This window comes from Nonomuraea sp. NPDC003707 (assembly GCF_053587055.1).
The window spans coordinates 52,782-75,679 of the sequence record NZ_JBSFNK010000032.1; the positions used below are offsets into that span (position 1 = coordinate 52,782).

Below are 22,898 nucleotides of genomic sequence, written 5' to 3' on the forward strand. Positions count from 1 at the left end.
GTGACGGTTCTGGAGAGGGGTCTGGGGCGAGGCACGATCGGGATGGTGTGGGACGACGCGCCGTACCCGATGCTGACGGTCGATAGCGCCGGCATCATCGAGCAGGCGAACGAGGCGGCCCGGCTGCTTCTCGCCGGCGCGGCCGTCGGCGTGCCGCTGGCGCGGGTGGCCCCGGCCTGGCTGTGGCAGGCCCATCGTGAGGTCTGCGCCGGGCGCCGTGTCGATCAGCGGGCCGATCAGCGGGTGGGTCAGCGGGTGGGTCAGCGGGCCCGCGGGCCGGTCGGCGGGCCGGTGTTCGAGGCGCATCCGGTGCACGCCGGGCGCGATCGGGTCACGTGGTGGCTGGTCGACGTCGACGATCACCAGCGGGCCGTCGAGGAGCTGCGCGCCGAGCGGGAGTGGACCGCGTTCATGGTGGAGGCGTCCGTCGAGCTGCTGTCGTCGCTGAACCTGGAGCGTTGTCTGGAGGCGACCGCGCGCCTGGCCGCCCGGCGGCTCGCCGACGCCGCGCTGGTCGTCATGCCGCTGGCCCCGCGCCAGTACATGGTCGTCTACTGCGATCCGCGGGGCGAGGTGTCCCGCGAGCGCGCGTCCGTCGATCCCCGTACGCTCCCGGGGCTCGCGGAGGCGCTGCAGGGTTTTCCTCCGGCGCCCATCCGGTGGGTCGAGCCGGCCGAGGCGCCCGGCTGGGTGCTGCGCGACCGGGGCGGCGAGGTGGGCGGCGAGGTGGGCTCCGTGGCGGTGACCGCGCTGCCGGGCCATGGCCTGGCCGCGGGCGCGCTGGTGCTGCTGCGCCGTACCCCTCAGGCCGGTTTCTCGGACGCCGAGAGGGTGTTCGCGCCGCTGTTCACCGCGTGGGCCGGCGCGGCGATCTCGGTCGCGCGGCTGTACGCCGAGCAGGCGGCCATCGCCGAGACCCTGATGGCCGAGCTGCTGCCGCCCACGGCGCCGCCGCTCGAGGGCGTGGAGCTGGCGGCCCGCTACCGGCCCGCGGGCGACAGCGAACGCGTCGGCGGCGACTTCTACGACGTGCATCCCGTCGGCGGCTCCGGCCGGGAGTCGCTGGTGGTGCTCGGCGACGTGTCCGGCAAGGGCCTGGAGGCCGCCGTGCTCACCGGCAGGATCCGCAACATCCTGCGCGCCCTGGTGCCGCTGGCCGACGACCACCATCGGGTGCTCGAACTGCTGAACGGCGCGCTGCTCACCCACGGGGATCCGACGAGCTTCGTCACGCTCGTCCTGGCCTCGATCTCGCGCCGCGCGAACCAGGTCGTGGTGCGGCTGACCAGCGCCGGGCATCCGCCGCCGCTGATCCTGCGCAACGACGGCCGCGTGGAGCCGGTCCACGCCGCCGGCACGCTGATCGGCCTGGTGGAGCACATCACCAGCGTCACCGAGCCGGTGCTGCTGGAGCCCGGCGAGACGTGCCTGCTCTACAGCGACGGCATCGTCGAGGCCAGGGGCGGACCGCTCGGCGACGAGTTCTTCGGCGAGGAGCGGCTGTGCGAGCAGCTCCGGCAGTGCGCCGGCATGCCCCCCGAAGCCCTGGCCGACCGCGTCCAGATGCTGGCCTGCCAGTGGGTCGGCGCCGGCGAGCACGACGACATGGCGGTCGTCGCCATCACCGCGCCCCGCGAGCCCTCTCACGGCGCGCCGCCATGACACACGACGTCGAGGAACGGGTCGAGACGTTGTGGGCGGCGGCGACGGCCGGTGACGAGTACGCCGCCGCCGACGCGGCGCTGGCCGCGCTCGACGCCGGGATGCCCATGGAGACCCTGCTGCTGGACGTCGTCGCCGCGGTGCAGTCGCGCGTCGGCCTGGAATGGGTGGCCGACCGCATCACGGTCGCCCAGGAGCACACCGTCACGGCCGTCAACGAGCGCGTGCTCGCGACGCTGGCCCATCTGCCCTCCGCACGGCGGAGTCCGGAGCCGGGCAGGGGCCGCATCACGGTGGCCTGCGTCCACGGCGAGTGGCACGCGTTCCCGGCGCGGCTGCTGGCCGAGGTGCTGCGCCTGCGCGGCTGGCACGTCGACTACCTGGGCGCGCAGGTGCCCACGCCGCACCTGGTCGCGCACCTGCACCGGACGGATCCGGACGCGGTGGCGCTGTCGGGCTCGCTCGCGCCCCGGCTGCCCGCCGCGCACGCGGCCATCACGTCGTGCCAGGCGGTGGGCACGCCGGTGCTGGCCGGCGGCGCCGCCTTCGGCCCGGACGGACGCCATGCCCGGCTGCTCGGAGCCGACGCCTGGGCCCCCGACGCGTGTGCCGCCGCCGACCTCCTGGCCGGCGGGCCGCCGCCGTGCCGCCCGGCGTCCGGCCGGAGCGCCGAGGAGCGGCCGCACCTGGCCGGGCCCGAGTACACCGACCTCACCGGGTCCGCCGTGGACCTGGTGAGAGGCGTCGCGGAAGAGCTGTCCCGGCGCGTCCCCGAGCTGGCGCCGACCTACGCGGAGCGCAGGCTCGGACATCCCGCCGAGGACGTCGCGTCCATCATCGACCACCTGCGGGCCGCCCTGTACGTCGACGACCCCGAGCTGTTTTCCTCCTTCGCGGGCTGGATGGCGGACGTCCTCGCGGCGCGGGGTATCCCGGCGCGGGTGCTGCTCCCCGTCCTGGAGGCGCTGGCCGAGCGCCTTCCCGGCTCCCCCCGCGCCCTCGTCATGCTGGAGGGGGCGCGCGACGTGGCGCGTCGGTAGCGCCGTCTGGGAGGAATGGCGGGGCTTCGTCCCTAGTTCTTGATGCCCGTCAGGGTGACCCCCTCGATGAAGTAGCGCTGCATGAAGAAGAACAGCGCGATGATCGGCGCGATGATGGCCGCCGAGGCCGCCATGAGGTAGCCCCACTGGGTGATGTACATGCTCTGGAACGACGCCAGCCCCAGCGACAGCGTGTAGTTCTCCTCGTTCTGCAGGTACAGCAGCGGCCCGAGGAAGTCGTTCCAGGTGCCGATGAACGTGAAGATGGTCACCACGATGATCGCGGGTTTGGACAGCGGCATGACGATCGTCCAGAACACCCGCCACGGCGAGGCCCCGTCGATGTAGGCGGCCTCGTCCAGCTCGAACGGGATCGTCAGGAAGAACTGCCGCAGCAGGAAGATGTTGAACACTCCCCCGCCCGCCCCGGCGAACCAGCTCGGCACCGTGAGCGGCGCGATGGTGTCGATCGCGTCGAGCTGCTGCCACATGACGAACGTCGGGATGAGCGTCACCGCGTACGGCAGCATCACGCCGCTGAGCAGCAGCGCGAACACCACGTTGCGCCCGCGCCAGCGCAGCCTGGAGAAGCTGAAGGCCGCCACCGCGCAGGTCAGCACGGTGCCCAAGACGCTGATGACGGCGATGACCACCGTGTTGAGGAAGTAGCGGGCGAACGGCTGGGTGGTGAGGGACTCGCTGAAGTTCGACCACTGGAACGGCGAGGGGATCCACTGGGGCGGCGAGACGAACATCTGCGCGTCCTGCATGAGCGCGCTGCGCACCAGCCAGACGAACGGCAGCAGGGTCGGGATCGACCCCGCCACCAGCGCCACGTAGAGCAGGATCCGGCCGTACCTGCGCGGTTTGCGCAGCCCCTGGGTCGGGGCCACGCCGCGCGCGGTGGTCTTGTCCGGTGTCGCCAGGGCGGTCATCGCGCGCCTGCCATCTCGTAGTAGACCCAGCGGCGGGCGTTTCTGAACATGAGGAACGTGACCACCATAATGATCATGAACAGGGTCCAGGCGAGGGCGCTGGCGTAGCCCATCTCGCTCTCGGTGAACGCCTTGCGGAACAGGTAGTAGACGTAGAAGAGCGTGGCGTGGTTGGGGCCGCCCTCGGTCATCACGTACGCCTGGTTGAACACCTGGAAGGTGCCGACCACGCCGACCACCAGGTTGTAGAAGATGGTCGGCGTCATCATCGGCAGCGTCACGTGCCAGAAGCGCCGCCACGCGCCGCCGCCGTCGATCGAGACGGCCTCGTACAGGTGCCTCGGCACGCCCTGCAGCCCCGCCAGGAAGATCACCATGGTGTTGCCGAAGCCCCACGTGCTCATGATGATCATCGAGGGCACCGCGGTCGACTCGGCGTAGATCCACTGCGAGCCCGGCAGACCTCCCTGCCGGAGCAGGGAGTTCAGCAGGCCGAAGTCCGGGTTGAAGATCCAGATCCACAGGACGACGTTGGCGATGGCGGGGACGAGCGTCGGCAGGTAGAAGATCGTCCGCCAGACGGCCAGGCCGCGCACCTTCTGGTTGAGCAGCATGGCCACGGCGAAGCTGACGATCAGCACCAGCGGCACCGCGCCGAGCGTGTAGTACGTGGTGGTGGACAGCGACTTCCAGAACAGCTCGTCCTGGACCATGGTGGCGTAGTTGTCCAGGCCGACGAAGTTCGGGCTGGCGCCGATCGTCCAGTCGGTCAGGCTGAAGTACGCCGACGCCACCATGGGCCCGATCGTGAAGATGACGAACCCGAGGATGGCGGGCAGCGCCATCAGGATGCCCCATCGTGTTTCGAGGCGGCGCATCACAGCTCCTGGGAGTGCTGCCAGCCCTGGAGCATGCTGGAGATCTTCGGCGCGACGGCCTTGAGGATCTCGGCGGCCGGGCGCTTGCCGGTCTCGAGCTCCTGGAGGGCGGGGGTGAGGACGTCGCTGGAGATGGTGGACATGTTCTTGACGCGGTTGCCGAACGTGGGCACGCCGTGGTCGCGCGCGTAGTCCACCACGGCCGTGCGGAACTCCGGCGGGTGGAGTTCGTTCTTGGTCCAGGAGTCGATGGAGGCCTGGTCCTCGTAGTACTTCTTCTCCTGGGGCATCCACAGGCCCTTGGCGAACAGGTCGACGTAGCGCGGGTCGTTGTGGAAGGCGAACAGCTCGACCGCCTCCTGCTCGTGCTTGGACCCCGCGAACACCGCCGAGGCGCCCGCCACCTGGGAGGAGGTGAACGGCTCCTTGTACTTGGGCAGCACGCCGAGGCCGTAGTCGACCTTGCTCTCGTTCATGTCGAGCAGGCTCCAGTGACCGTCCACCACCATCGCCACCCGCTTGGTCTTGAGCAGGATGTTGGTGCCGGGCACGTCGTCGCCGGTCGCGGCCAGCTGGCCCGGGCCGGGGGCGACGCGGTGCTTGTAGATGAGGTCCTGCAGGTTCTGGAACACCTGGATCGCCTCAGGGGTGTCGAGCAGGCACTTCTTGCCGGCCTCGTCGGCGAAGTCGACGCCGTTGCTGCGCAGGAACCCGTACCAGGCGGCGCCGTAGGTGATGCTGCTGGAGATGCCGAACTGCTTGATCTGCTTGGGGTCGAAGCCCGACTCGTCCGGGTGCTTGCCGTTCTGGTCGATCGTCAGCTTGTAGGCGTTCTCGACGAGCTGGTCCCACGTCCACGCGGAGGCGGCGTCGGCGGGCGGCGTCACCCCGGCGGCGGCGACGGCGGACTTGCTGTACCACAGCAGCTCGATCTCGTTCGCGGTCGCGACACCGTGCAGGTTGTCCTGGCCGCTCCACAGGTACGCGTCCGGCAGGTATCCGGCCAGCTGCGGATATTTCTTCAAATAGGGGAACAGGTTGACCAGCTTGCCCTGCTGGCCCAGCCGGTACGACATCGCCAGCGGCACGTACCCGGCGTCCGGGAGCCGGTTGCTGGCCACGAGCGTGTTGAGCTTCACGTCGTACTCGTCGGGCGTGTAGAGCGGCTTGACCGTCACCCCCGCGTGCTTCTGCTCGTACTGCTTGAGCATCCGCTCGACAGCCGCCTTCTCGAACGTCGAACCCCAGTACATGAACTGGAGCTGCACGTTCTTGCCGCCCGAGCCGGAGCCCGAGCCGCCGCCGCAGGCCGCGGCCGCGGTGCCGAGGGCGGCGAGCCCGCCCAGCTTCAACAGGTCGCGTCTTCTCATCCGCGTCTTTCCTTACGCGAGGGGGATCCAGACCCGCATCGGGCCGCCGTCCCGGTTGTCCCACTGGAAGTAGGGGACGGCGGTCGCGGTCACGCTGGTGCTGGTCGCCAGGGTTTTCGTGGTGTAGGGCAATCCGCCGCGCGGCTGGTCCACGGCGGCGGCGTCGGTTTCGATCAGTACGGTGCGCCCGACGCCCGGGAGGTCGTCCACGGGCTTCAGACGCAGGGGCGCCTGCGGGCTCAGGGCGAGGTCGTCCACCTCGACGCCCTCGGGCTGGTCGGTCTGCTCGAAGCAGTAGACGAGCGGTCCGCGCTCCAGGGCCACGCTGCCCCGCAACGCGTCGATCCTGCGGTGGGGGTGGACGATCCTGGGCGTCATGTCGAGCCGGAGCTCGACCGTGTCGCCCCGGCGCCACTGACGACGGATACGGAAATATCCGTCTTCGGCGGCTTGGGCGGGGCTGTCATCGATGGTGGTGTTCTCGCTCCAGGCGGGGATGCGCAGCGCGAGCTCCCATTCGCCCTCGTCCTCGATCGTGATGCGGACGAGCCCGTCCCACGGGTAGTCGGTCTCGATCCGGACCCGGCCGTTCACGGTGCCGGGGACGTACTGGTGCAGCTGGAGGCCGGCGTCGGTGGTCGTGGCCAGGTAGGAGCCGAGCGAGGCCACCAGGCGCATGATGTTCGGCGGGCAGCAGGCGCACGCGAACCACTCCCTGCGCCGGCCGAGATAGGCGTCCTCGACGAGGTCGGAGCGGCGCTGCAGCGGGTTGACGTAGAAGAAGCGCACGCCGTCGGCCGACGTGGAGGCGGCGAAGGCGTTGTAGAGCGTGCGCTCGATCAGGTCGGCGTGGCGCCCGTGGCCGGTGGCCAGGAGCAGCCGCCAGTTCCAGTGGATGCTCGCGATGGCGGCGCAGCTCTCGCTGTAGGAGCGGTCGGACGGCAGCTCGTACCGCTCGCCGAACGCCTCGCCGTCGTGGCGCGAGCCGTGGCCGCCCGTGATGTACGTCTTGGTGGCGACCATGTCCTCCCAGCGGCGCAGCGAGCACTCCAGCAGCGACTCGTCGCCGGTCTCCAGGTAGACGTCGACGATGCCGGCCTCCAGGTAGAGCTGGCGCACGGCGTGCCCGACCGCGGTGTCGGCCTCGCGGACCGGCAGGTGGTCCTGGGCGTACAGCATGCCCATGCCGCTGTCCTTGATGAGGCCCTTGCCGCGGTTGTCGATCAGCTTGGACGCCAGCTCCAGGTACGTGCGCTCGCCGGTCAGCCGGTACAGCTCGACCAGCGCGGTCTCGACCTCGGCGTGGCCGTCGATGCCGTCGTTCCCGCCGGTCAGGAACTCCTCCACCAGGTGGTCGGCGAAGCGCCTGGCGACCTCGACCACCCCGTCGCCGATCCCGGCGCGGGCGGCGGCCACCGCCGCCTGGAACAGGTGGCCGGCGCAGTACATCTCGTGGCTGTACTCGAGCTCGGCGTAGATCTTGTCCGGCTTGACGACCTGGTAGTGCGAGTTGAGGTAGCCGTTGTCACGCTGGGCCTTCTTCAGCACGGCCGCGGCCTGGTCGGCGAACTCGGCGTACCCTGGCTCAGGGACGCGGACGTGCTCCCACGCGATCGCCTCCAACTGCTTGTAGAGGTCGGAGTCCTGGAAGCGGTAGCCCTGGAAGGGCCCTTCGCCCTCACCTCCGGCGCGGCGGAGGTTGGGCAGCACGCCCGAACGCTCCATCTGCTCCAGGCCCAGCGGGATGCTGTCCTCATGATTGATCCGCTGCCATCGCGCGAACGGGCCGCCGGTGATGACGACGTCATTGATGCCGATCGGCCGCCACAGTGCCCGACTGGACGGAACGACAGGACTCTGGTGCATCAAGCTCCTCAACCTCAACTCGGGGCCTCGCTGAGAAAACCTTGGGAATAGGTTTTCTCAAACGGAGGGTAAGGTGTGATACATCACAGGTCAAGAGCGGATGCTTGTGCGCGAAAGGGGACTCGGTTGATCAGTCCTTCGGATGGGACGGCGAAGACCATCACGATCAGGGACGTCGCGGCCGCGGCCGACGTGTCGATCGGCACCGCGTCCAAGGCGCTCAACGGCCGCGGCCGGATGCGCGACGAGACCCGCGACCGGGTGCTCGCCGCCGCCGAGCGGCTCGGATTCCGGCCCAATCCGCTGGCCCAGGGGCTGCTGGCGGGCCGCACGTACACGGTGGGCCTGGTCACGGGCGACAGCTTCGGCCGCTTCAGCATCCCGGTGATGCTGGGCGCCGAGGACGCGCTCGGCGCGGGGCAGATCTCGGTGTTCATGTGCGACACGCGCGACGACCCGATCAGGGAGCGGCACTACGTCGAGCGCCTGCTGGCCAGGCGCGTCGAGGGCATCATCGTCACGGGGCGGCGCACCGAGCCGCGCGCCGGCATCGGCCATGACCTGCCCGTCCCCGTCGTGTACGCGATGACGCAGTCGACCGACGACTCGGACGTGTCGATCATCCCGGACGACGAGGGCGGCGGGGCGCTGGCCGCCCGCCACCTCATGGCGACGGGCCGCACCCGCATCGGCCACGTCACCGGGCCGCAGCGCTTCCAGGCCGCGCGGCGGCGCGCCCAGGGCCTGACCACCGCCCTCGCCTCGGCCGGGCTGTCACCGGCGGGCGAGATCCTGTACGGGCAGTGGAGCGAGGAATGGGGGCGGCAGGGGGCCGACGTGCTGCTACACGCCGCGCCCGACGTGGACGCCATCTTCTGCGGGAGCGACCAGATCGCCCGCGGGGTCGCCGAGACGCTGCGCGAGCGGGGGCGGCGGGTTCCCGAGGACGTGGCGCTGGTCGGGTTCGACAACTGGGAGCCGATGGCGCTGGGGTGCCGGCCACCGCTGACGACCGTGGACATGAACCTGGGGGAGATCGGCCGGATGGCGGCCCGGCACCTGCTGGACGTCATCGCGGGCAAGCCCGCCACCGGCGGCGTCACGATCGTCCCGGCCAGCCTGGTCCTGCGCGAGTCCACCCGTCGCGCCGCCCCGTAGCGGGGGGCGCTACAAGGCGCTGCAAGGGCGGCGGATGGGGTTGACCGGTGCTGTGTAACACCTTACTGTGCGCCAGGGAAAACCTATTCCCATCCTTAAAGGAGTCCGGATGGACCGAGGATGCCGCAGCGCCCCGAAAGCCGCCAGGGGCGCCAGGCGAATCACCGTGGCGGCAGTCGTGCTCGCCTCCTTACTCACCGGCGTGTCGCAGCCCGCGCACGCCGCCGCGCCGACCGCGACGGTCGTCGACATGTTCGGCAGGACCGTCAACGACTACGGCGTCAAGCTCGTCGACTGGCAGGGCTACCTGGCCAACCCGTACGTCGAGCTCACCGTCAAACCCCCGACCGGCGTCCAGTACCCCGTCACGATCGACCTCAAGGCCGAGGGCACCTCCAGGCTCATGATGGACCTGCCCAGCCAGCTCACCGCCACCGGCGCCACCAAGACGCTGACGTTCGCGAGCGCGAGTGACCAGAAGGTGTTCCGCCTCGCGATCCACTCCAAGCGGGGCCCCGGCCAGGATGAAAGTTACACGCTCAAGCTGAACATCCGGGACGGGTCCGGCACGACGACCCTGCAGCAGCTGCCGATCCGGGTGCAGCAGGACGAGAAGACCGCGCTGCAGCCCAGCCTGCCCCTCAACTTCGACTACCGCTACGACAACATCACCGGCTACTTCAACGAGCCGAACTTCAGGAACGCCGCCGAGGAGGCGGTGAAGGACTGGTTCAGGTTCTTCGACATGCAGCCGTTCGACACCGTGGCGGCCGGGGCGGAGAACAACCACCTGCCGGGCAACGACTGGCAGAACACCATCAACGTCACCAACAACGCCGCCTACAACGGCATGTACGTGTTCTTCCGCGGCATCCAGACCCCGTACTCGACCGGCTACCCCGCCGCCAACGGCAAGTACAGCACCCGGGGCGGCCAGCAGCTCGCGGGCCCGCTGCACCGCTCGACCGCGATGATCTTCGAGTACGACGAGGCCGGCAAGCAGCTGTTCACCTCCCTGGCCGACGAGGACTGGTACAAGACGGAGATCGCGGGCTCGGTGCTCGACGTGCACGGCCTGGTCATGCACGAGTACGGCCACGCCGTCGCCTACCACAGCGACTGGGCCGGGATGCGCTCCTACGTGGCCTCAGGGGGCAATGACCCCGATGTCGTCGCCTACGAGGGCTACCCCGTCCCCCTGGACAGCAGCTACCACATCCCCGGCGACCAGAAGTACTGGGACCGGCTCAGCGGCCAGAACGGCGGCTGGACCCACATGTTCCCCACCCGCCGGTGGATGCTGACCAAGCTGGCGCTGCTGGTCGCGGAGAACGCCGGATGGAAGCTCAACCGCAACCTCACCCCGTTCCTGCCGCCGTCCATCGTCACCACCTCCCTCCCGTCGGCCACGCCGGGCACGGCCTACAGCCAGACCCTTCAGGCCAAGGGCGGCGTGCCCTTCTACGACTGGCAGGTCACCGGCGGCTCCCTGCCCGCGGGGCTCACCCTCGACCGGTTCACCGGCGCGATCAGCGGCACCCCCACCACGGCCGGGACGTCCAGCTTCACCGTCCAGCTGCGTGACTACGACAAGCTCAGCACGCCGCAGACCAGGACCTTCCAGCTGACGGTCGGCACCGGCGGCGGCACCTCCACCAACGTGGCCGGCAGCGCGACCCCGTCGGCGTCGTACACCTCCCCGTGGGAGAGCGTGGCGGCCATCAACGACGGCATCGACCCGCCCAGCTCGAACGACACCGTCAACCGGCGCTGGGGCACCTGGCCCAACACCGGCAGCCAGTGGGCCGAGCTCACCTGGCCGTCCGCCCAGACCCTCAAATCCGCCGACGTCTACTTCTTCGACGACGCCGACGGCGTGCGCCTGCCCGCCTCCTGGAAGCTCCAGTACTGGAACGGCAGCGCCTACGTCGACGTCCCCGGCACGTACCCGATCGCCATCAACGCCTACAACAAGGTCACGTTCAACCCGATCAGCACCACACGACTACGCGTGGTCCTGCAGAGCGGTCAAGCCTCGGTGGGACTGCTCGAAGTGAAGGCCTACACCTAGAAGGGTTCAATGCGGAAGATCGCCATCTTCAGCGCGCTGGCTGCCCTGGCCGGCGCGCTGTCGGTCCCCTCCCCCAGCCTCGCCGCACGTCAGCCCGCTCCCGCGCTGGACGTGTTCGACATCTTCTACCGCAAGGTCAACGACTACGGCGTCCAGCTCGTGGACTGGCAGGGCTACCTCGCCAACCCCTACATCGAGCTGACCGTGCGCGCGCCGAAGGTCCCCGGCATCCAGTATCCGCTGAAGGTGGATCTGCAGGCCAAGGGCACCTCCCGGCTGATGTTCAACATGCCGAGCGAGCTGACGGCCGCCGGGGCGACCAAGTCCTTCACGCTCACCGGCCCCGCCGACCGCGAGGTCGTACGGCTGGCCATCCACTCCAAGCAGAGCGGCGGCCAGGACGAGCAGCACCAGTGGATCATGAAGACCACGGACGCGAGCGGCGCCACCGGCACCCAGACCATGCCGATCCGGGTGCAGCAGGACGAGAAGACCCCGCTCAAGCCGACGATCCCCATCGACTTCGACTACCGCTACGACGACATCACCGGCTACTTCAAGGACCCCGGCGTCCGCAAGGCCGCCGAGGCCGCGGTGCGCAACTGGTTCGCGTTCTTCGACCTGCAGCCGTTCGACACCGTCCCGGCGGGCGACGAGGTCAACCGGCTGCCGGGCGACGACTGGCAGAACGAGGTCGAGGTCTCCAACGCCAAGCCGTACAACGGCATGTACGTCTTCTTCCGCGGCATCCAGACCCCGTACTCGACCGGCTACCCCACCATCAACGGCAAGTTCCACACCCAGAACGGCAAGCCCACCCCCTACCACCGCTCGACCAGCATGATCCTCGAGTACGACGAGCAGCTGATGAAGCTGTTCACCTCGCTCAAGGACGAGGACTGGTGGAAGACCGACCTCGGCCAGGTGATCGACATCGAGGGCCTGGTCATGCACGAGTACGGTCACGCGGTCGCCTTCCACAGCGACTGGCAGGGCATGGCCGACTACGTGGCCTCCAAGGGCAAGGACGACCAGGAGGTCATCGACTACCAGGGCTACCCCGTGCCGCTCGACACCAGCTACCACGTGCCCGGCGACGACCCGTACTGGGACCGGATCAGCGGGCAGAGCGGCGGCTGGCGGCACGTCTTCCCGACCCGCAGGTGGGAGCTGACCAAGCTGTCGCTGCTGATCGCGGAGAACGCCGGCTGGAAGCTCAACCGCAAGCTGACCCCGTTCCTCAAGCCCTCGATCGAGACCGCCACCGTGCCCGCCGCCACGGTCGGCGCCGCCTACCAGCACAAGCTCGCCGCCAAGGGCGGCGTCCCGTTCTACGACTGGCAGATCACCGGCGGCTCGCTGCCGGAAGGGCTCACCCTCGACAGGTTCACCGGAACCGTCACCGGCAAGCCCGCCAAGGCCGGGTCGTACGAGTTCACCGTCCAGCTCAGGGACTACGACAAGCTGAGCGCCCCCGTCACGCGTGACTACAAGCTCACCGTCGGATAGCACGAAGGAGGGCGGCGGAGACCCCGCCGCCCTCCCCCTTTCGTCTTTCGCCTTTCGTCAGAGGCCGTAGCGGCTCTTCAGGTGCCGCCACCAGTCCCGGAACATCCACTTGTCGAACTCCGTGATCTGCGCCGCGCTGCCCGCCTTCATCAGGAAGCAGCACTGGCCCGTCGGAGTCCAGTCGTAGAAGTCGTCCAGGCCGAACGAGTGGCCCATCTCATGCAGCAGGATGTGGATGTTGTCGGCGTTGAGGTTCGACATGTAGTACTCGCTGCCGATCCGCTGCCCCCAGTCGCCCCCCGCTCCCCCGCCGAACCCGGCGGTCAGCCAGAGCGACATGTCGTAGTGGTGCGAGGCGCCGCCCGGGCAGTTGGGGTACTGACCGCTCTGGTTGAAGAACCGGCCGCAGGGCTCGGAGCACTGGGGCGCGTTCTCGCGGATGTTGTTGACGTAGATGTCCACGGAGTTGTCGCTCCACTGCAGCTGCGCGCGGTCCCGTACGGCCCAGCCCACGACCTTGACCGGCACGTTCGCGTAGGGCCAGCCGTTGTGGCCGGCCATGACGTCCATCCACTTCTTGAACTGGCGGGCCAGCGCCGCGTGGATCTGGTCACGCTGCGCCGCGGTCACCGTGGCGGTGGTGTCCCAGCGTACGCAGTAGTTGATCGAGCCGCCGTTGGCCATGACCTGGTCCCAGCCGTAGTTGCGGAACCCGTACAGGTTGGGGTACGTGCTCTCGACGTGCTGCCAGACCTCGTTGAGCGGGGTGACCAGGTTGGCGGGCGGGTTCCAGTTCGAGGTGCCGCCGCCGGAGTCGGGGGCCCACGCCTTGACCTCCAGCAGGCCGACCGAGCCCGCGCCGCTCTGCAGCTGGACGCGCAGGCGCGTGGTGCTGACCTGCGTGAAGGTCACCTTGTTGTAGGCGTTGACGGCGATCGGGTACGAGGCGGAGATGTCGACGTAGGCGCTGCCGTTCCAGTACTGGAGCTTCCAGGAGGCGGGGACGCGGACGCCGCCGCCGTCGTCGAAGAAGTACACGTCGGCGCCCTTGAGGTTCTGGGTCGAGCTCCAGGTGAGCTCGGCCCACTGGGTGCCGGTGTTCGGCCAGGTGCCCCAGCGGCGGTTGACGGTGTCGTTCGAGCTGGGCGGGTCGATGCCGTCGTTGATGGCCGCCACGCTCTCCCACGAGGAGGTGTAGGAGGCGGACGGGGTCGCGGTGCCGGCCACGTTCGTGTCGGCCAGGGCGTTCTGGATGGGTAAGAAGAACGTGATGATCAGGAGGAGGGGCAGGACGGCCAGTCGTTTCATTCGGGCCTCTCTGGTTGTGGTAGCGCTAACATTTGAGGGTTCACCGGTAGGTGATGTCGGATGAAGAGTAGATGCAGTTCACGCCGTCGGCCCCGGATCCGATCTTCACCGGCTCCTGGCCCTTGGGGACGCCCCGGTACTTCTCGCAGATGGTGGCGCTGCCGTACACGGTGATCCGGCTGAACCTGGCCGTGTCGCCCCAGTTCGTGTTGATCCCGGCCAGAACCTTGGTGGTGCGGACGGTGACGCCGTCCATGACCACGTTCCGCCGGTAGGAGGTGGAGCAGTTTCCGCAGGCGCGGTAGAGCTTGCCCGAGCCGTGCACCTGGAAGTTCCTGATGGTCAGCGTGCCGGCGCCGTTGTGCTGGAACACCTTGTCGGAGGCGGACTTGGCGCCGCCGCCGTCCACCAGGTAGGTCGCCGACGAGCTGGACGACTTGAACGTCGCGGCGTCCTCGCCCACGTCGTTCCACCACACGTTGCGGATGGTGCACGAGCCCTCGCAATGGATGCCGTCGCCGGCCGGGGCGTCGATGATGACGTTCTGGATGGTGCCGCCGTTGGCCACGACGAACATCGGGTCCTGGCTCTCGCCCTGGCCGCCGTCGCCGATGCCGTAGTAGCGCTTCATGCCGCCGTCGAAGAACGTGCCGGCGTTGCGGGTCGAGGTGAGGTGCACGCTGCCGGTATCCGAGGGCCAGGGGCCGCTGCCGTCGGTCGGGGCTGCCTGCGCGGGCGGCGCCGAGGTGACGGCGGCCAGCAGTCCGGCGGCCATCGCTGTGGCCACCACGGTGGAACGGGATCGGAATGTCAAGGTCGCCCTCCCTTTCGGTAAGCGCTTTCCCAATGGGACTGAACCGCGCCTGCTTTGATCGCACGGGCACGGGTCCACGTCAAACCGCGGACGGGGCTGTCGCCGCCGACCTGCGGTTTCGGGCTGAAAGTTTCATCTTTCCCGGGCCCCTGAATTGTCGGCCCGGCCGCGTAGGGTGCCCGCATGGCGATGCTCATCGGGAGGGAGCGACCCGCGGCCGTGCTCCGCGGCGAGGTCGAGCGCACGCTCGTCAGCCACGGCGCGCTGGTGCTCGTCACCGGCGAGGCGGGCATCGGCAAGAGCGCCCTGGTGGCGGGCGCGGCGGCGGAGGCCGTGCGCGCGGGCGCCAGGCTGCTCGGCGGCGCCTGCTGGGAGGGCGAGGGCGCGCCGGGCTACTGGCCGTGGGTCCAGGTGGTCCGCCGTCTCACGCCCGGGGCGACGCTGCGGAGCCCTTTTCTGGGCCTGGCCGGCTCCGACGGGTTCGAGCTGTACGACGCGGTGACCGGCCTGCTGGTGGACGCCTCCCGCGAGCGGCCGGTGGTGGTCGTGCTCGAAGACCTCCATTGGGCGGACGCGGCCTCGCTGCGGCTGCTGGAGTTCGTGGTGCGTCATGCCTGGTTCGAGCGGCTGCTGGTGATCGGCACCTATCGTGACGCCGAGGTCGACGGGCCGCTGAGCCTGCCCCTGGAGGCCAAGGCCACCGTCCTGACGCTGACGGGGCTGGACCGGGAGGAGGTGGGCCGGCTGGTGGCCCACACCACGGGCGTGGACCCTGGCGAGGAGCTGGTGACGGAGATCCACCGGCGCACGGGCGGCAACCCGTTCTTCGTGGAGCAGACCGCCCGCCTGTGGCAGGGCGGGACCCCTCTCGCGACGATCCCGCCGGGGGTGGGGGCGGCCGTGCGCCGGCGGTTGTCGCGGCTGCCGGAGGAGGTGCTCGAGGTGCTGCGCATGGCGGCGGTCCTGGGCCGCGACTTCACCGAACCCACCCTCCACACCGCCCTCACTCCCCCACCCACCGACCCCCCTCTCGCCCCCTCCCCACCCCACGGCAACGCACCCCTCAGCCCCTCACCCCACGGCCCCTCACCCGACGAGCCCTCGCTTGACCAGCCCCCACCTGACCAGCCCCCACCTGACCGGCACCCACCTGACGGGCCTGCGACCGACGGCCCCTCACCCGACGACTCTCCACCTGACGGACCCCTGCCCTGCCGAGGATCCGCGTCCTCACCCGCTCGCGGCGCCTCTCCGGCCGGGCAGTCGCTCGTGGCGACCGAGCTCTCGGTGCGGCGGGCCCTCGACCAGGCCGTGTCGGCCAAGCTCATCACCTCTCTGGGCGCCGGCCACCATGCCTTCATCCACGACCTCGTACGCGAGACCCTCTACGCCGAGCTGAACGAGCACGAAGTCCGTGCCCGGCACGCGGCAGCCCTCCGCGCCCTCGACCCGGCAGCACCCGCGATCCGCGCCCACCACGCGTACCTCGCCGCCACACCCGATGCCCCCGCCCTCCTCCTCACGGCGGCCAGGGACGCCGAGGCACGGATGGCGAACGAGGAAGCAGTCGGCCACTACCGGCGCGCCCTGGAGCTGACCCCCGCGGGGGAGACTCGCAGACGGGCCACGATCGGCCTGGACCTCGGCGTGGCGCAGCACCGGGTGGGCGACACCGCCACCGGCACCCGCACACTGGAGGCCGCCGTCGCCATCGTCCGTCGCCTCGACGACCCCGACCTGCTGGCCCTGACCGCCCTGAAGCTGCACGACCTCGGCCACACCGACCACGGCCGCTGGACCGACTTCGTCCACGAGACCCATAACCGCCTGGTCCCGTCACCCACCCCCACCGCCGAGGCGCCACCCCACCCTGTACGGGGCGAACCCGCATGCGGGCGACCCGGGGCTCAAAGCGCGCCGGATCAGGACAGGCCCAGCCCAGCGAGCACGATGGACCCGGCACGCGACCACACCCCTACGACACACCGACGCAACGACATCGCACAGACGTCAACCCACGTCTCCCCCGAGACGAGCGGCACCGCACGCGAAAGCGAAACCACCCGCCAGGGCCACACCACACACGAGGGCAACGCCAAGAGACGCCCGCACGGCGACACCACGGGTGAGCGCAATACCACAAGCTCGCGCGATATCACGGGCAACCGGCGCGGCGGCATCGCGCACACGACCACTGACCTGTCCCACGAGACGGCCGACACCGCAAGTCAGCACGACACCACACGGGACCGCAGTGCCCTCCACGAACGCAACGCCCCGCGCGAGATCGACCACCTGCACGAAGACGACGCCCTACGCGGAGGCGACGCCCAGCCCGGAGGCGACGCCCTTTTCAGGGATGACACCACACCCGACACCGCTGGCTACGGCCGAGGACGGTTGGATGTCGCCGCCCGGGAGTTGAGCGAGGTCGCGGCGGAGCTGGCCAGACAGGGGGAGGATGACGAAACACTCGGCTTCAGCCTGCTGACCAGGCTAGGGGCAGTTTGGGGGCCGGGCAGCGCGGCCGAACGACTGGCCGTCACCGAGGAGCTGTCGGCCGTGGCGCGGCGAAGCCGGGACCCACGGCTGGAGCTGACCGCGCGCTCCTGGCGCGTCGGGGCGCTGCTGGAGATGGGTGATCCACAGTGCCTGCCCGAGCTGCAGGCATTCGCCACGCGCGCCGAAGGTGCCGAGCTGGCGCTGTTCCAGCACGAGGCCACGGTCCTCAGAGCCATGTTCGCCACGCTCGCCGGACGCTTCGACGAGGCGGCGCCGCACATCGACGCCGCCTACGAGCTGGGCGAGCAACCAGGCATCGGCCGACGCGACCTGCGCTGGATGCAGCGGTGGTCGGTCGCGACGCTCAGGGGCCACTTCGACGTGGCCGACGGCGTACTGGCGGAGATGGAGCTCGCGGGCAGCCATCACTTCCCGCTCTACCGCGCCGCGACAGCGGTGCAGCGTGGCGACGAGGGTGCGGCGCGCCACCTGGCGGAGGTCGTGACGCCGGGCGAGCAGTACCTGCGGTGGATGGCGCCGCTGTGGCTGAGGCTCCAGGCGCAGGCGGCCGCCCTGTCCAAGGATCCGGTGCTCTGCGAGCGCGCGCGGACCGCGATCACCCCGTACGTCGGCCAATGGGGCGTGACGGCCACTGTCGCCGTCGAAGGGCCGTTCGCGCACTGGGCGGCGGTGCTCGACGCCGCCCAGGGACGCTGGGACGAGGCCGTCGACGGGTTCACCGCCGCCTGGCGCGCGGCCGACCTGCTGGGTGCCCGACCCTGGTCGATCGAGTCCCGCGCCCGCCTGGCCGAGGCGCTGCAGATGCGCGGCGACGACCCCTCCACGCTGATCGCGCAGGTCGAGCGGGATGCCGCCGCCCTCGGCATGCTGGTACGCCTGCCGCCCCCCGCAGCCAACGCCTTCCGCCTCGACGGCGAGGTCTGGGCCCTGACCTTCGCCGGCCGTACCGTGCACCTGCCCGACTCCAAAGGCCTGGCCGACCTGCGCGTCCTGCTCGACCGCCCTGGAAGCGACGTCTCGGCGGTCGAGCTGCTGAACCCGGCCGGCGGCGAGGTCGTGCTCGCCGCCCGGAGCATGGGCGGTGACGACGTACTGGACGAGGAGGCCAGGACCCGCTACCGGAGGCGGCTGGAGCTGCTCGACGACGAGATCGACCGAGCCGCCGAGCTGGGCGACGACCGCCGGGCGGCCGAGCTCGACGCCGAGCGCACGGCGCTGCTGAACGAACTACGCACGGCCGCCGGGCTGGGCGGCCGCCCGCGCCGGCTCTGCGACGAGGCCGAACGCGCCCGCAAGGCGGTCACCAACCGGATCCGCAACACACTGCGCCAGCTCGACCAGCGCCACCCGGAACTGGCCGCCCACCTGAGATCCTCGCTCTCCACCGGCGCCACATGCCGCTATCACCCCAGCCCCGAGGTGCGCTGGCCACCGTGACAACCGGCCCTTGAAGGCGCTAACCACCGCAACGACCGGCCGTTTGGATGCCGGTCGCCGCCTGGGCAGCGTCACCCATGTCACCGAGTTGCCGTTACCGGGCACCCGCCGCCGTCACCGGGCGGAGTCAGCGGAGCTTTGCGAAGAACGCGGTGACGTCCTCGGCGAAGAGGCCCGGCTGCTCGGTGGCGAAGAAATGGCCGCCCTTGTCGTATTCGACCCAGTGCACGATGTTGTGGTCGCGTTCAGCCCAGGGGCGGATGGTGACGTCGCAGGGCTTCGACACGAGCACGCCCGTCGGCACAGTGCCCCGCGCCGCCGCAACCCAGTCCCCCGCACCATCCCAGTCACCCACACCACCCGAGCCGGACGCCCCCGAAGCGGCCGTACCGCCCCAGTCGCTGGCACCCTCCGAAGCGGACGCAGCCGAAGCGGACGCAGCCGAGCCCGACGTACTCAAGCCGGACGCGCCACCCCGCTCACCGGCACCACCCAAATCGGAGGCACCACCCGAGTCGGGAGCATTCGCATCGGGCGTGCCGGCCCAGTCTTCGGAAGTACCGCTCGAGACGGACCCGCCGTTTGAGGTGGTGGCCCAGTCGTCTGCGCCGGCTTCGCTCCAGGCGGCCGCGCCCATGCTCTCGTAATAGAACTGCGCCGACGACCCCGCAGTGCCGGTCAGCCAGTAGATGGTGACGTTGGTCAGCATGAGGTCGCGGTCGAGCGAGTCCTCAGGCAACCCCTCCACCGGGTCCGTCAGCTCCTTGAACTTCTCCATGATCCACGCCAACTGCCCCACCGGCGAGTCGTGCAGCCCGTACGAGACCGTCTGCGGCCGCTTCGACTGGGTCTGGAGGTAGCCGTCGTTGAAGTTCTGCATCGTGTCCCAGCGCCGCCGCTCCTCCTCCGTCAGCCCGTCCATCTCCCCCTCCTGGCCGACGGGAAAGGTGATGGCTGCGTTGAGGTGGACGCCGACGACGTGGTCGGGGGCGTGTTTGCCCATCTCCGGCGCGATGAAGGAGCCGCTGTCTCCGCCCTGCACCCCGTACCTGTCGTAGCCGAGCAGCGCCATCAGCTGCGTGAAGGCTCTGGCGGTGCGGGCGGGATCCCAGCCGGGGCCGGACAGCGGGGCGGAGAAGCCGAAGCCCGGTAGGGAGGGGATGACCAGGTGGAAGTCTCGCGAGAGGGGCTCGATGACGTCCAGGAACATCACGAACGTGCCCGGCCAGCCATGCAGGAGCATGAGCGGCAGGGCGGACGGGTTCTCGGAGCGGATGTGGGCGAAGTGGATGTTCTGCCCATCGATTGTGGCGGTGAACTGGGGGATCTCGTTGAGCCTGGCCTCGTGGGCGCGCCAGTCGTAGCCGGTGCGCCAGTATTCGGCCAGGTTCTTGAGGTAGTCGAGGGGGACGCCGCGCTCCCATCCGGTGCCGGGGAGCTGGCCCTGCCAGCGGGTCATGGCCAGGCGGGTACGGAGATCCTCCAGGTCCTGCTGGGGAACTTCAATACGAAAAGGGCTAATTGTCATGATATTTCTCCTGTTAATGAGCTAAGAGCGGAAGGCGGCGGCGTGCTCCGAGGCCCACTGGGCGAACGTGCGCCCGGGACGGCCGGTCACCTGCTCGACGGTGGGCAGCACGACCGAGGCGGCGTCCGGCGGGTTGGCCCCGAGCCGGACCGCGAACTCGATCAGCTCCTCCCCCGCCCCCCACGCCTCCATCGACGCCCGGTACTGCGCCTCGCTCAGCTCCTCGAACCGGATCTCCCGCCCGACGGCCTCGCCGATCACGCGGACCCGCCGCTCCGGGGTCAGCGCCTCCGGCCCGGTGAGCAGGTACGACTGCCCGGCGTGCCCCTCCTCGACCAGCGCCGCCACCGCGACGGCGGCGATGTCGGCCTCGTGCACCACGGCCCCCGGATGGTTGCCGAAGACCCGGACCACACCCTCCTCGCGGATCGATTCGGCCCATTCGAGCGCGTTGGTCATGAACTCCACGCAACGCAACTGCGTCCAGCCGAGGTCCCCGGCCCGCAGCGCCTCCTCGACCGAGCACTCGTCCCAGCTGCTCAGCACGCTGACCCGGGTCACGCCCGCCTTCGCGGCCAGCTCGACGAGCTCGGGCCCGGTCTGGAGCGCCGCTTGGTCATCACCGGCGACGGTGATCAGGTGCAACCCGGTCACGCCTTCCAGCGCGGGGCCCAGGGACTGCGGCGCGGTCAGGTCGCCGTAGGCCACCTCCACGGCCCCGGGCAGCCGTGCCGCCGCCGGGTTCCTGGTCAGGGCCCGGACCCGCTCGCCACGCGCGACGAGCTGCGCCACGATCTGGCGGCCGACCGTGCCGGTGGCGCCGGTCACGAGAATCGTCATTCTTTCCTCTCATCCGAAGGTCTCGAACGTCTCGACAGGCAGGCGCCACACGGGAAATAGCACCCGCTACACGGGTGGAGGCTCCGTCCTTCCAGTCCGTGCCACATGATCGCGCCCGCCATCGATGACGTACCGGACGAGGACACTGGCGGCCTGGACGCACGCGCTCGGCGTGGGACGCATGTTCAGACAGCGCGGACCCCTCATCGGCGACAGCCCGGCCACCTTGGAGGGCCCTGCCCACCTGCGGCGCCGCCGCCTGATCCACCCGCCGTTCCGCGCCCGCGAGATCCCCGGGTACGCCGGCGTCATCACCCGGCTCGCCCGGGATCTGAGCGGCTCGTTCAAACCGCGAACCCGTACGCCTCGACCGCGCGCTGTACCAGGCTGACCCTCACCGCCGCGGCCGAGACCCTGTTCTCGGTGGACCTGGCGGGTCCGGTCGTGGCGGAGGTCGATCGGTCGTCACCAGCGGCGTGGCACTGCGCGCCTTCCTGCCGCGAGCGTTCGAGCGGCTCCCGTCCGGCACGGACATCCTGCTCAGCCCTTATGTGATCCCGCGCTTCTTCGATGACCGCTTCGACCCCGGCCGTGCCCACCACATCCCGCGCATGGCGTACCTGCCGTTCGGCGCGGGCCCGCACAAGCGCGTCGGCGACGCCCAGCCCTGGGCCGAGCCGGTCATCGTACCGGCCACACGGTGACCGCCGTCCCCAGCGTCGTCCCCCGGCCGGACGACCTTCTCATGATCCCCGAACCCGCACGTGAGCTCCCGACGAGCGACCCACGCGACATTTGACAAATTCACCTTCACCTGCTCTCTCAATTCACCTGGAGAGCGCCTTTAATTAATTTGTCAAATCGCCTCGACAAAGTCCCGAGTGGTCAAAATGAAGCGCTACCGTAAATGCATGGAATTTCGTCGTCTCGGCCGTAGCGGCCTGTCAGTCAGCGCGATCTCCTACGGCCACTGGCTCGCATACGACGCCCCCGACCAGGAAGAGCGTGCGCGAGCGTGCGTCACGGCGGCGCTGGACGCGGGCATCACCACATTCATCACCGCGGACGCGTACGCGAACACCGCAGCCGAGTCGGTGCTCGGCCGCACGCTGAAAGGACAGCGGCGGGAAAGCCTGGAGATATCCACGAAGGTGTTCTGGCCCACCGGGCCGGGCGGGCCCAATGACAAAGGTCTGGGCCGCAAGCACGTCATGGAGTCGGCACGCGCGTCGCTGCGGCGGCTGGGCACCGACTATCTCGATGTGTACCAGGCGCATCGATTCGACCGGACGGTGCCGCTGGAGGAGACCATGGTGGCGTTCGCCGATCTGGTCAGGCAGGGCCATGTGCTCTACGTCGGCGTCTCCGAATGGACGGCCGAGCAGATCACGAGGGGCGCCGCGCTCGCCCGGGAACTGCACGTGCCGTTGGTCTCCAACGAGGCGCAGTACAGCGCGTTGTGGCGGGTGATCGAGGCCGAGGTCGTGCCGGCATGCGAGCGGGAAGGGCTCAGCCAGCTCGCCTGGTCCCCGGTCGCGCAGGGCGTACTGACGGGCAAGTATCGGCCGGGGCAGCCGGCGCCCGCCGGGTCGCGCGGCGCGGACCTGAACGGTGCGGGCAGTTTCATCCAGCCCTTCCTGCGAGAGGACGTGCTGGTACGGGTGCAGCGGCTGCGTCCTCTGGCCGATGAGGCCGGGCTGTCGCTGGGACAGCTCGCGCTCGCCTGGGTGTTGCGGCGCCCCAACGTGGCTTCGGCGATCATCGGGGCATCGCGGCCCGAGCAGGTACGGGAGAACGTCGAAGCGGCCGAGGTCCAGCTCGACGCCGACCTTATGGAGCGCATCGATCAGGTGCTGGACGGCGTTGTCGAAACGAACCCGGCGCTGACGACGAGCCCGTGAAGGGCCTTCGCCCAGCTCGACCGGGCACGGGTTGGTCTTGACCCGGGAGACGGCACGG

The 22,898-nt window shown here is 69.9% G+C and carries 17 protein-coding genes; 9 read left to right on the forward strand and 8 right to left on the reverse strand.

What is annotated here, in order from left to right:
• Both ACWDRB_RS50690 and ACWDRB_RS50695 read left to right on the forward strand, forming a co-directional pair.
• Entirely contained in the window at positions 1 to 1,662 is a 1,662-nt protein-coding gene (locus ACWDRB_RS50690) for a PP2C family protein-serine/threonine phosphatase (protein ID WP_449907245.1), read from the forward strand.
• The gene (locus ACWDRB_RS50695) at positions 1,659 to 2,702 is read left to right on the forward strand and encodes a cobalamin B12-binding domain-containing protein (protein WP_449907249.1); all 1,044 of its coding nucleotides are present in this window, start codon (positions 1,659 to 1,661) and stop codon (positions 2,700 to 2,702) included. Before ACWDRB_RS50690 ends, ACWDRB_RS50695 begins: the two co-directional genes overlap by 4 nt.
• Before the next feature lie 32 nt (positions 2,703 to 2,734).
• Here ACWDRB_RS50695 and ACWDRB_RS50700 read toward each other — a convergent pair whose 3' ends face one another.
• From ACWDRB_RS50700 to ACWDRB_RS50715, 4 genes are read right to left on the reverse strand one after another with little or no spacing between them, the layout of a single operon-like run.
• On the reverse strand, positions 2,735 to 3,637 hold the full coding sequence (locus ACWDRB_RS50700) for a carbohydrate ABC transporter permease (RefSeq protein ID WP_449907252.1): 903 nt from the start codon (positions 3,635 to 3,637) through the stop codon (positions 2,735 to 2,737).
• The gene (locus ACWDRB_RS50705) at positions 3,634 to 4,515 is read right to left on the reverse strand and encodes a carbohydrate ABC transporter permease (RefSeq protein ID WP_363980023.1); all 882 of its coding nucleotides are present in this window, start codon (positions 4,513 to 4,515) and stop codon (positions 3,634 to 3,636) included. Before ACWDRB_RS50705 ends, ACWDRB_RS50700 begins: the two co-directional genes overlap by 4 nt.
• On the reverse strand, positions 4,515 to 5,885 hold the full coding sequence (locus ACWDRB_RS50710; protein ID WP_449907257.1) for an extracellular solute-binding protein: 1,371 nt from the start codon (positions 5,883 to 5,885) through the stop codon (positions 4,515 to 4,517). The genes ACWDRB_RS50705 and ACWDRB_RS50710 overlap by 1 nt, the downstream gene beginning before the upstream one ends.
• A 12-nt stretch (positions 5,886 to 5,897) precedes the next feature.
• Positions 5,898 to 7,751, reverse strand: coding sequence for a glycoside hydrolase family 127 protein (locus ACWDRB_RS50715; RefSeq protein ID WP_449907260.1), 1,854 nt, complete (start codon positions 7,749 to 7,751; stop codon positions 5,898 to 5,900).
• Positions 7,752 to 7,877: 126 nt separating this feature from the next.
• Here ACWDRB_RS50715 and ACWDRB_RS50720 point away from each other — a divergent pair, with 126 nt between their 5' ends.
• From ACWDRB_RS50720 to ACWDRB_RS50730, 3 genes are all read left to right on the forward strand, one after another.
• Positions 7,878 to 8,909, forward strand: coding sequence for a LacI family DNA-binding transcriptional regulator (locus tag ACWDRB_RS50720; RefSeq protein ID WP_350736589.1), 1,032 nt, complete (start codon positions 7,878 to 7,880; stop codon positions 8,907 to 8,909).
• 109 nt (positions 8,910 to 9,018) lie between these two features.
• The gene (locus ACWDRB_RS50725) at positions 9,019 to 10,980 is read left to right on the forward strand and encodes an Ig domain-containing protein (protein WP_449907264.1); all 1,962 of its coding nucleotides are present in this window, start codon (positions 9,019 to 9,021) and stop codon (positions 10,978 to 10,980) included.
• A gap of 9 nt (positions 10,981 to 10,989) precedes the next feature.
• Complete coding sequence (locus ACWDRB_RS50730; RefSeq protein ID WP_449907267.1) at positions 10,990 to 12,489, forward strand: Ig domain-containing protein; 1,500 nt, start codon at positions 10,990 to 10,992, stop codon at positions 12,487 to 12,489.
• 57 nt (positions 12,490 to 12,546) lie between these two features.
• Here the strand turns inward: ACWDRB_RS50730 and ACWDRB_RS50735 are convergent, their stop codons facing one another.
• Complete coding sequence (locus ACWDRB_RS50735; RefSeq protein ID WP_449907270.1) at positions 12,547 to 13,797, reverse strand: hypothetical protein; 1,251 nt, start codon at positions 13,795 to 13,797, stop codon at positions 12,547 to 12,549.
• Positions 13,798 to 13,837: 40 nt separating this feature from the next.
• Entirely contained in the window at positions 13,838 to 14,611 is a 774-nt protein-coding gene (locus ACWDRB_RS50740) for a pectate lyase (protein WP_397367978.1), read from the reverse strand.
• A gap of 183 nt (positions 14,612 to 14,794) precedes the next feature.
• Between ACWDRB_RS50740 and ACWDRB_RS50745 the strand changes: the two genes are divergently transcribed.
• On the forward strand, positions 14,795 to 18,571 hold the full coding sequence (locus ACWDRB_RS50745) for an ATP-binding protein (protein WP_449907275.1): 3,777 nt from the start codon (positions 14,795 to 14,797) through the stop codon (positions 18,569 to 18,571).
• Positions 18,572 to 18,698: 127 nt separating this feature from the next.
• On the opposite strand, the gene ACWDRB_RS50750 is transcribed toward ACWDRB_RS50745, so the two are convergent.
• Positions 18,699 to 20,099 (reverse strand): epoxide hydrolase family protein, encoded by a 1,401-nt coding sequence (locus ACWDRB_RS50750; RefSeq protein ID WP_449907278.1) that lies wholly within the window; start codon positions 20,097 to 20,099, stop codon positions 18,699 to 18,701.
• 21 nt (positions 20,100 to 20,120) lie between these two features.
• Complete coding sequence (locus tag ACWDRB_RS50755) at positions 20,121 to 20,939, reverse strand: NAD(P)H-binding protein (protein WP_449907281.1); 819 nt, start codon at positions 20,937 to 20,939, stop codon at positions 20,121 to 20,123.
• A 124-nt stretch (positions 20,940 to 21,063) separates the two neighbouring features.
• On the opposite strand from ACWDRB_RS50755, the gene ACWDRB_RS50760 reads away from it, so the two are divergent.
• The 3 genes from ACWDRB_RS50760 (at position 21,064) to ACWDRB_RS50770 (ending at position 22,840) form a co-directional block, all read left to right on the forward strand.
• On the forward strand, positions 21,064 to 21,330 hold the full coding sequence (locus ACWDRB_RS50760) for a hypothetical protein (RefSeq protein WP_449907284.1): 267 nt from the start codon (positions 21,064 to 21,066) through the stop codon (positions 21,328 to 21,330).
• A gap of 85 nt (positions 21,331 to 21,415) precedes the next feature.
• Complete coding sequence (locus ACWDRB_RS50765; protein ID WP_449907287.1) at positions 21,416 to 21,643, forward strand: hypothetical protein; 228 nt, start codon at positions 21,416 to 21,418, stop codon at positions 21,641 to 21,643.
• A gap of 207 nt (positions 21,644 to 21,850) precedes the next feature.
• A complete protein-coding gene (locus tag ACWDRB_RS50770) occupies positions 21,851 to 22,840 on the forward strand; it encodes an aldo/keto reductase family protein (protein ID WP_449907495.1) in 990 nt (329 codons plus the stop codon).
• The last annotated feature ends 58 nt before the right edge of the window (positions 22,841 to 22,898 follow it).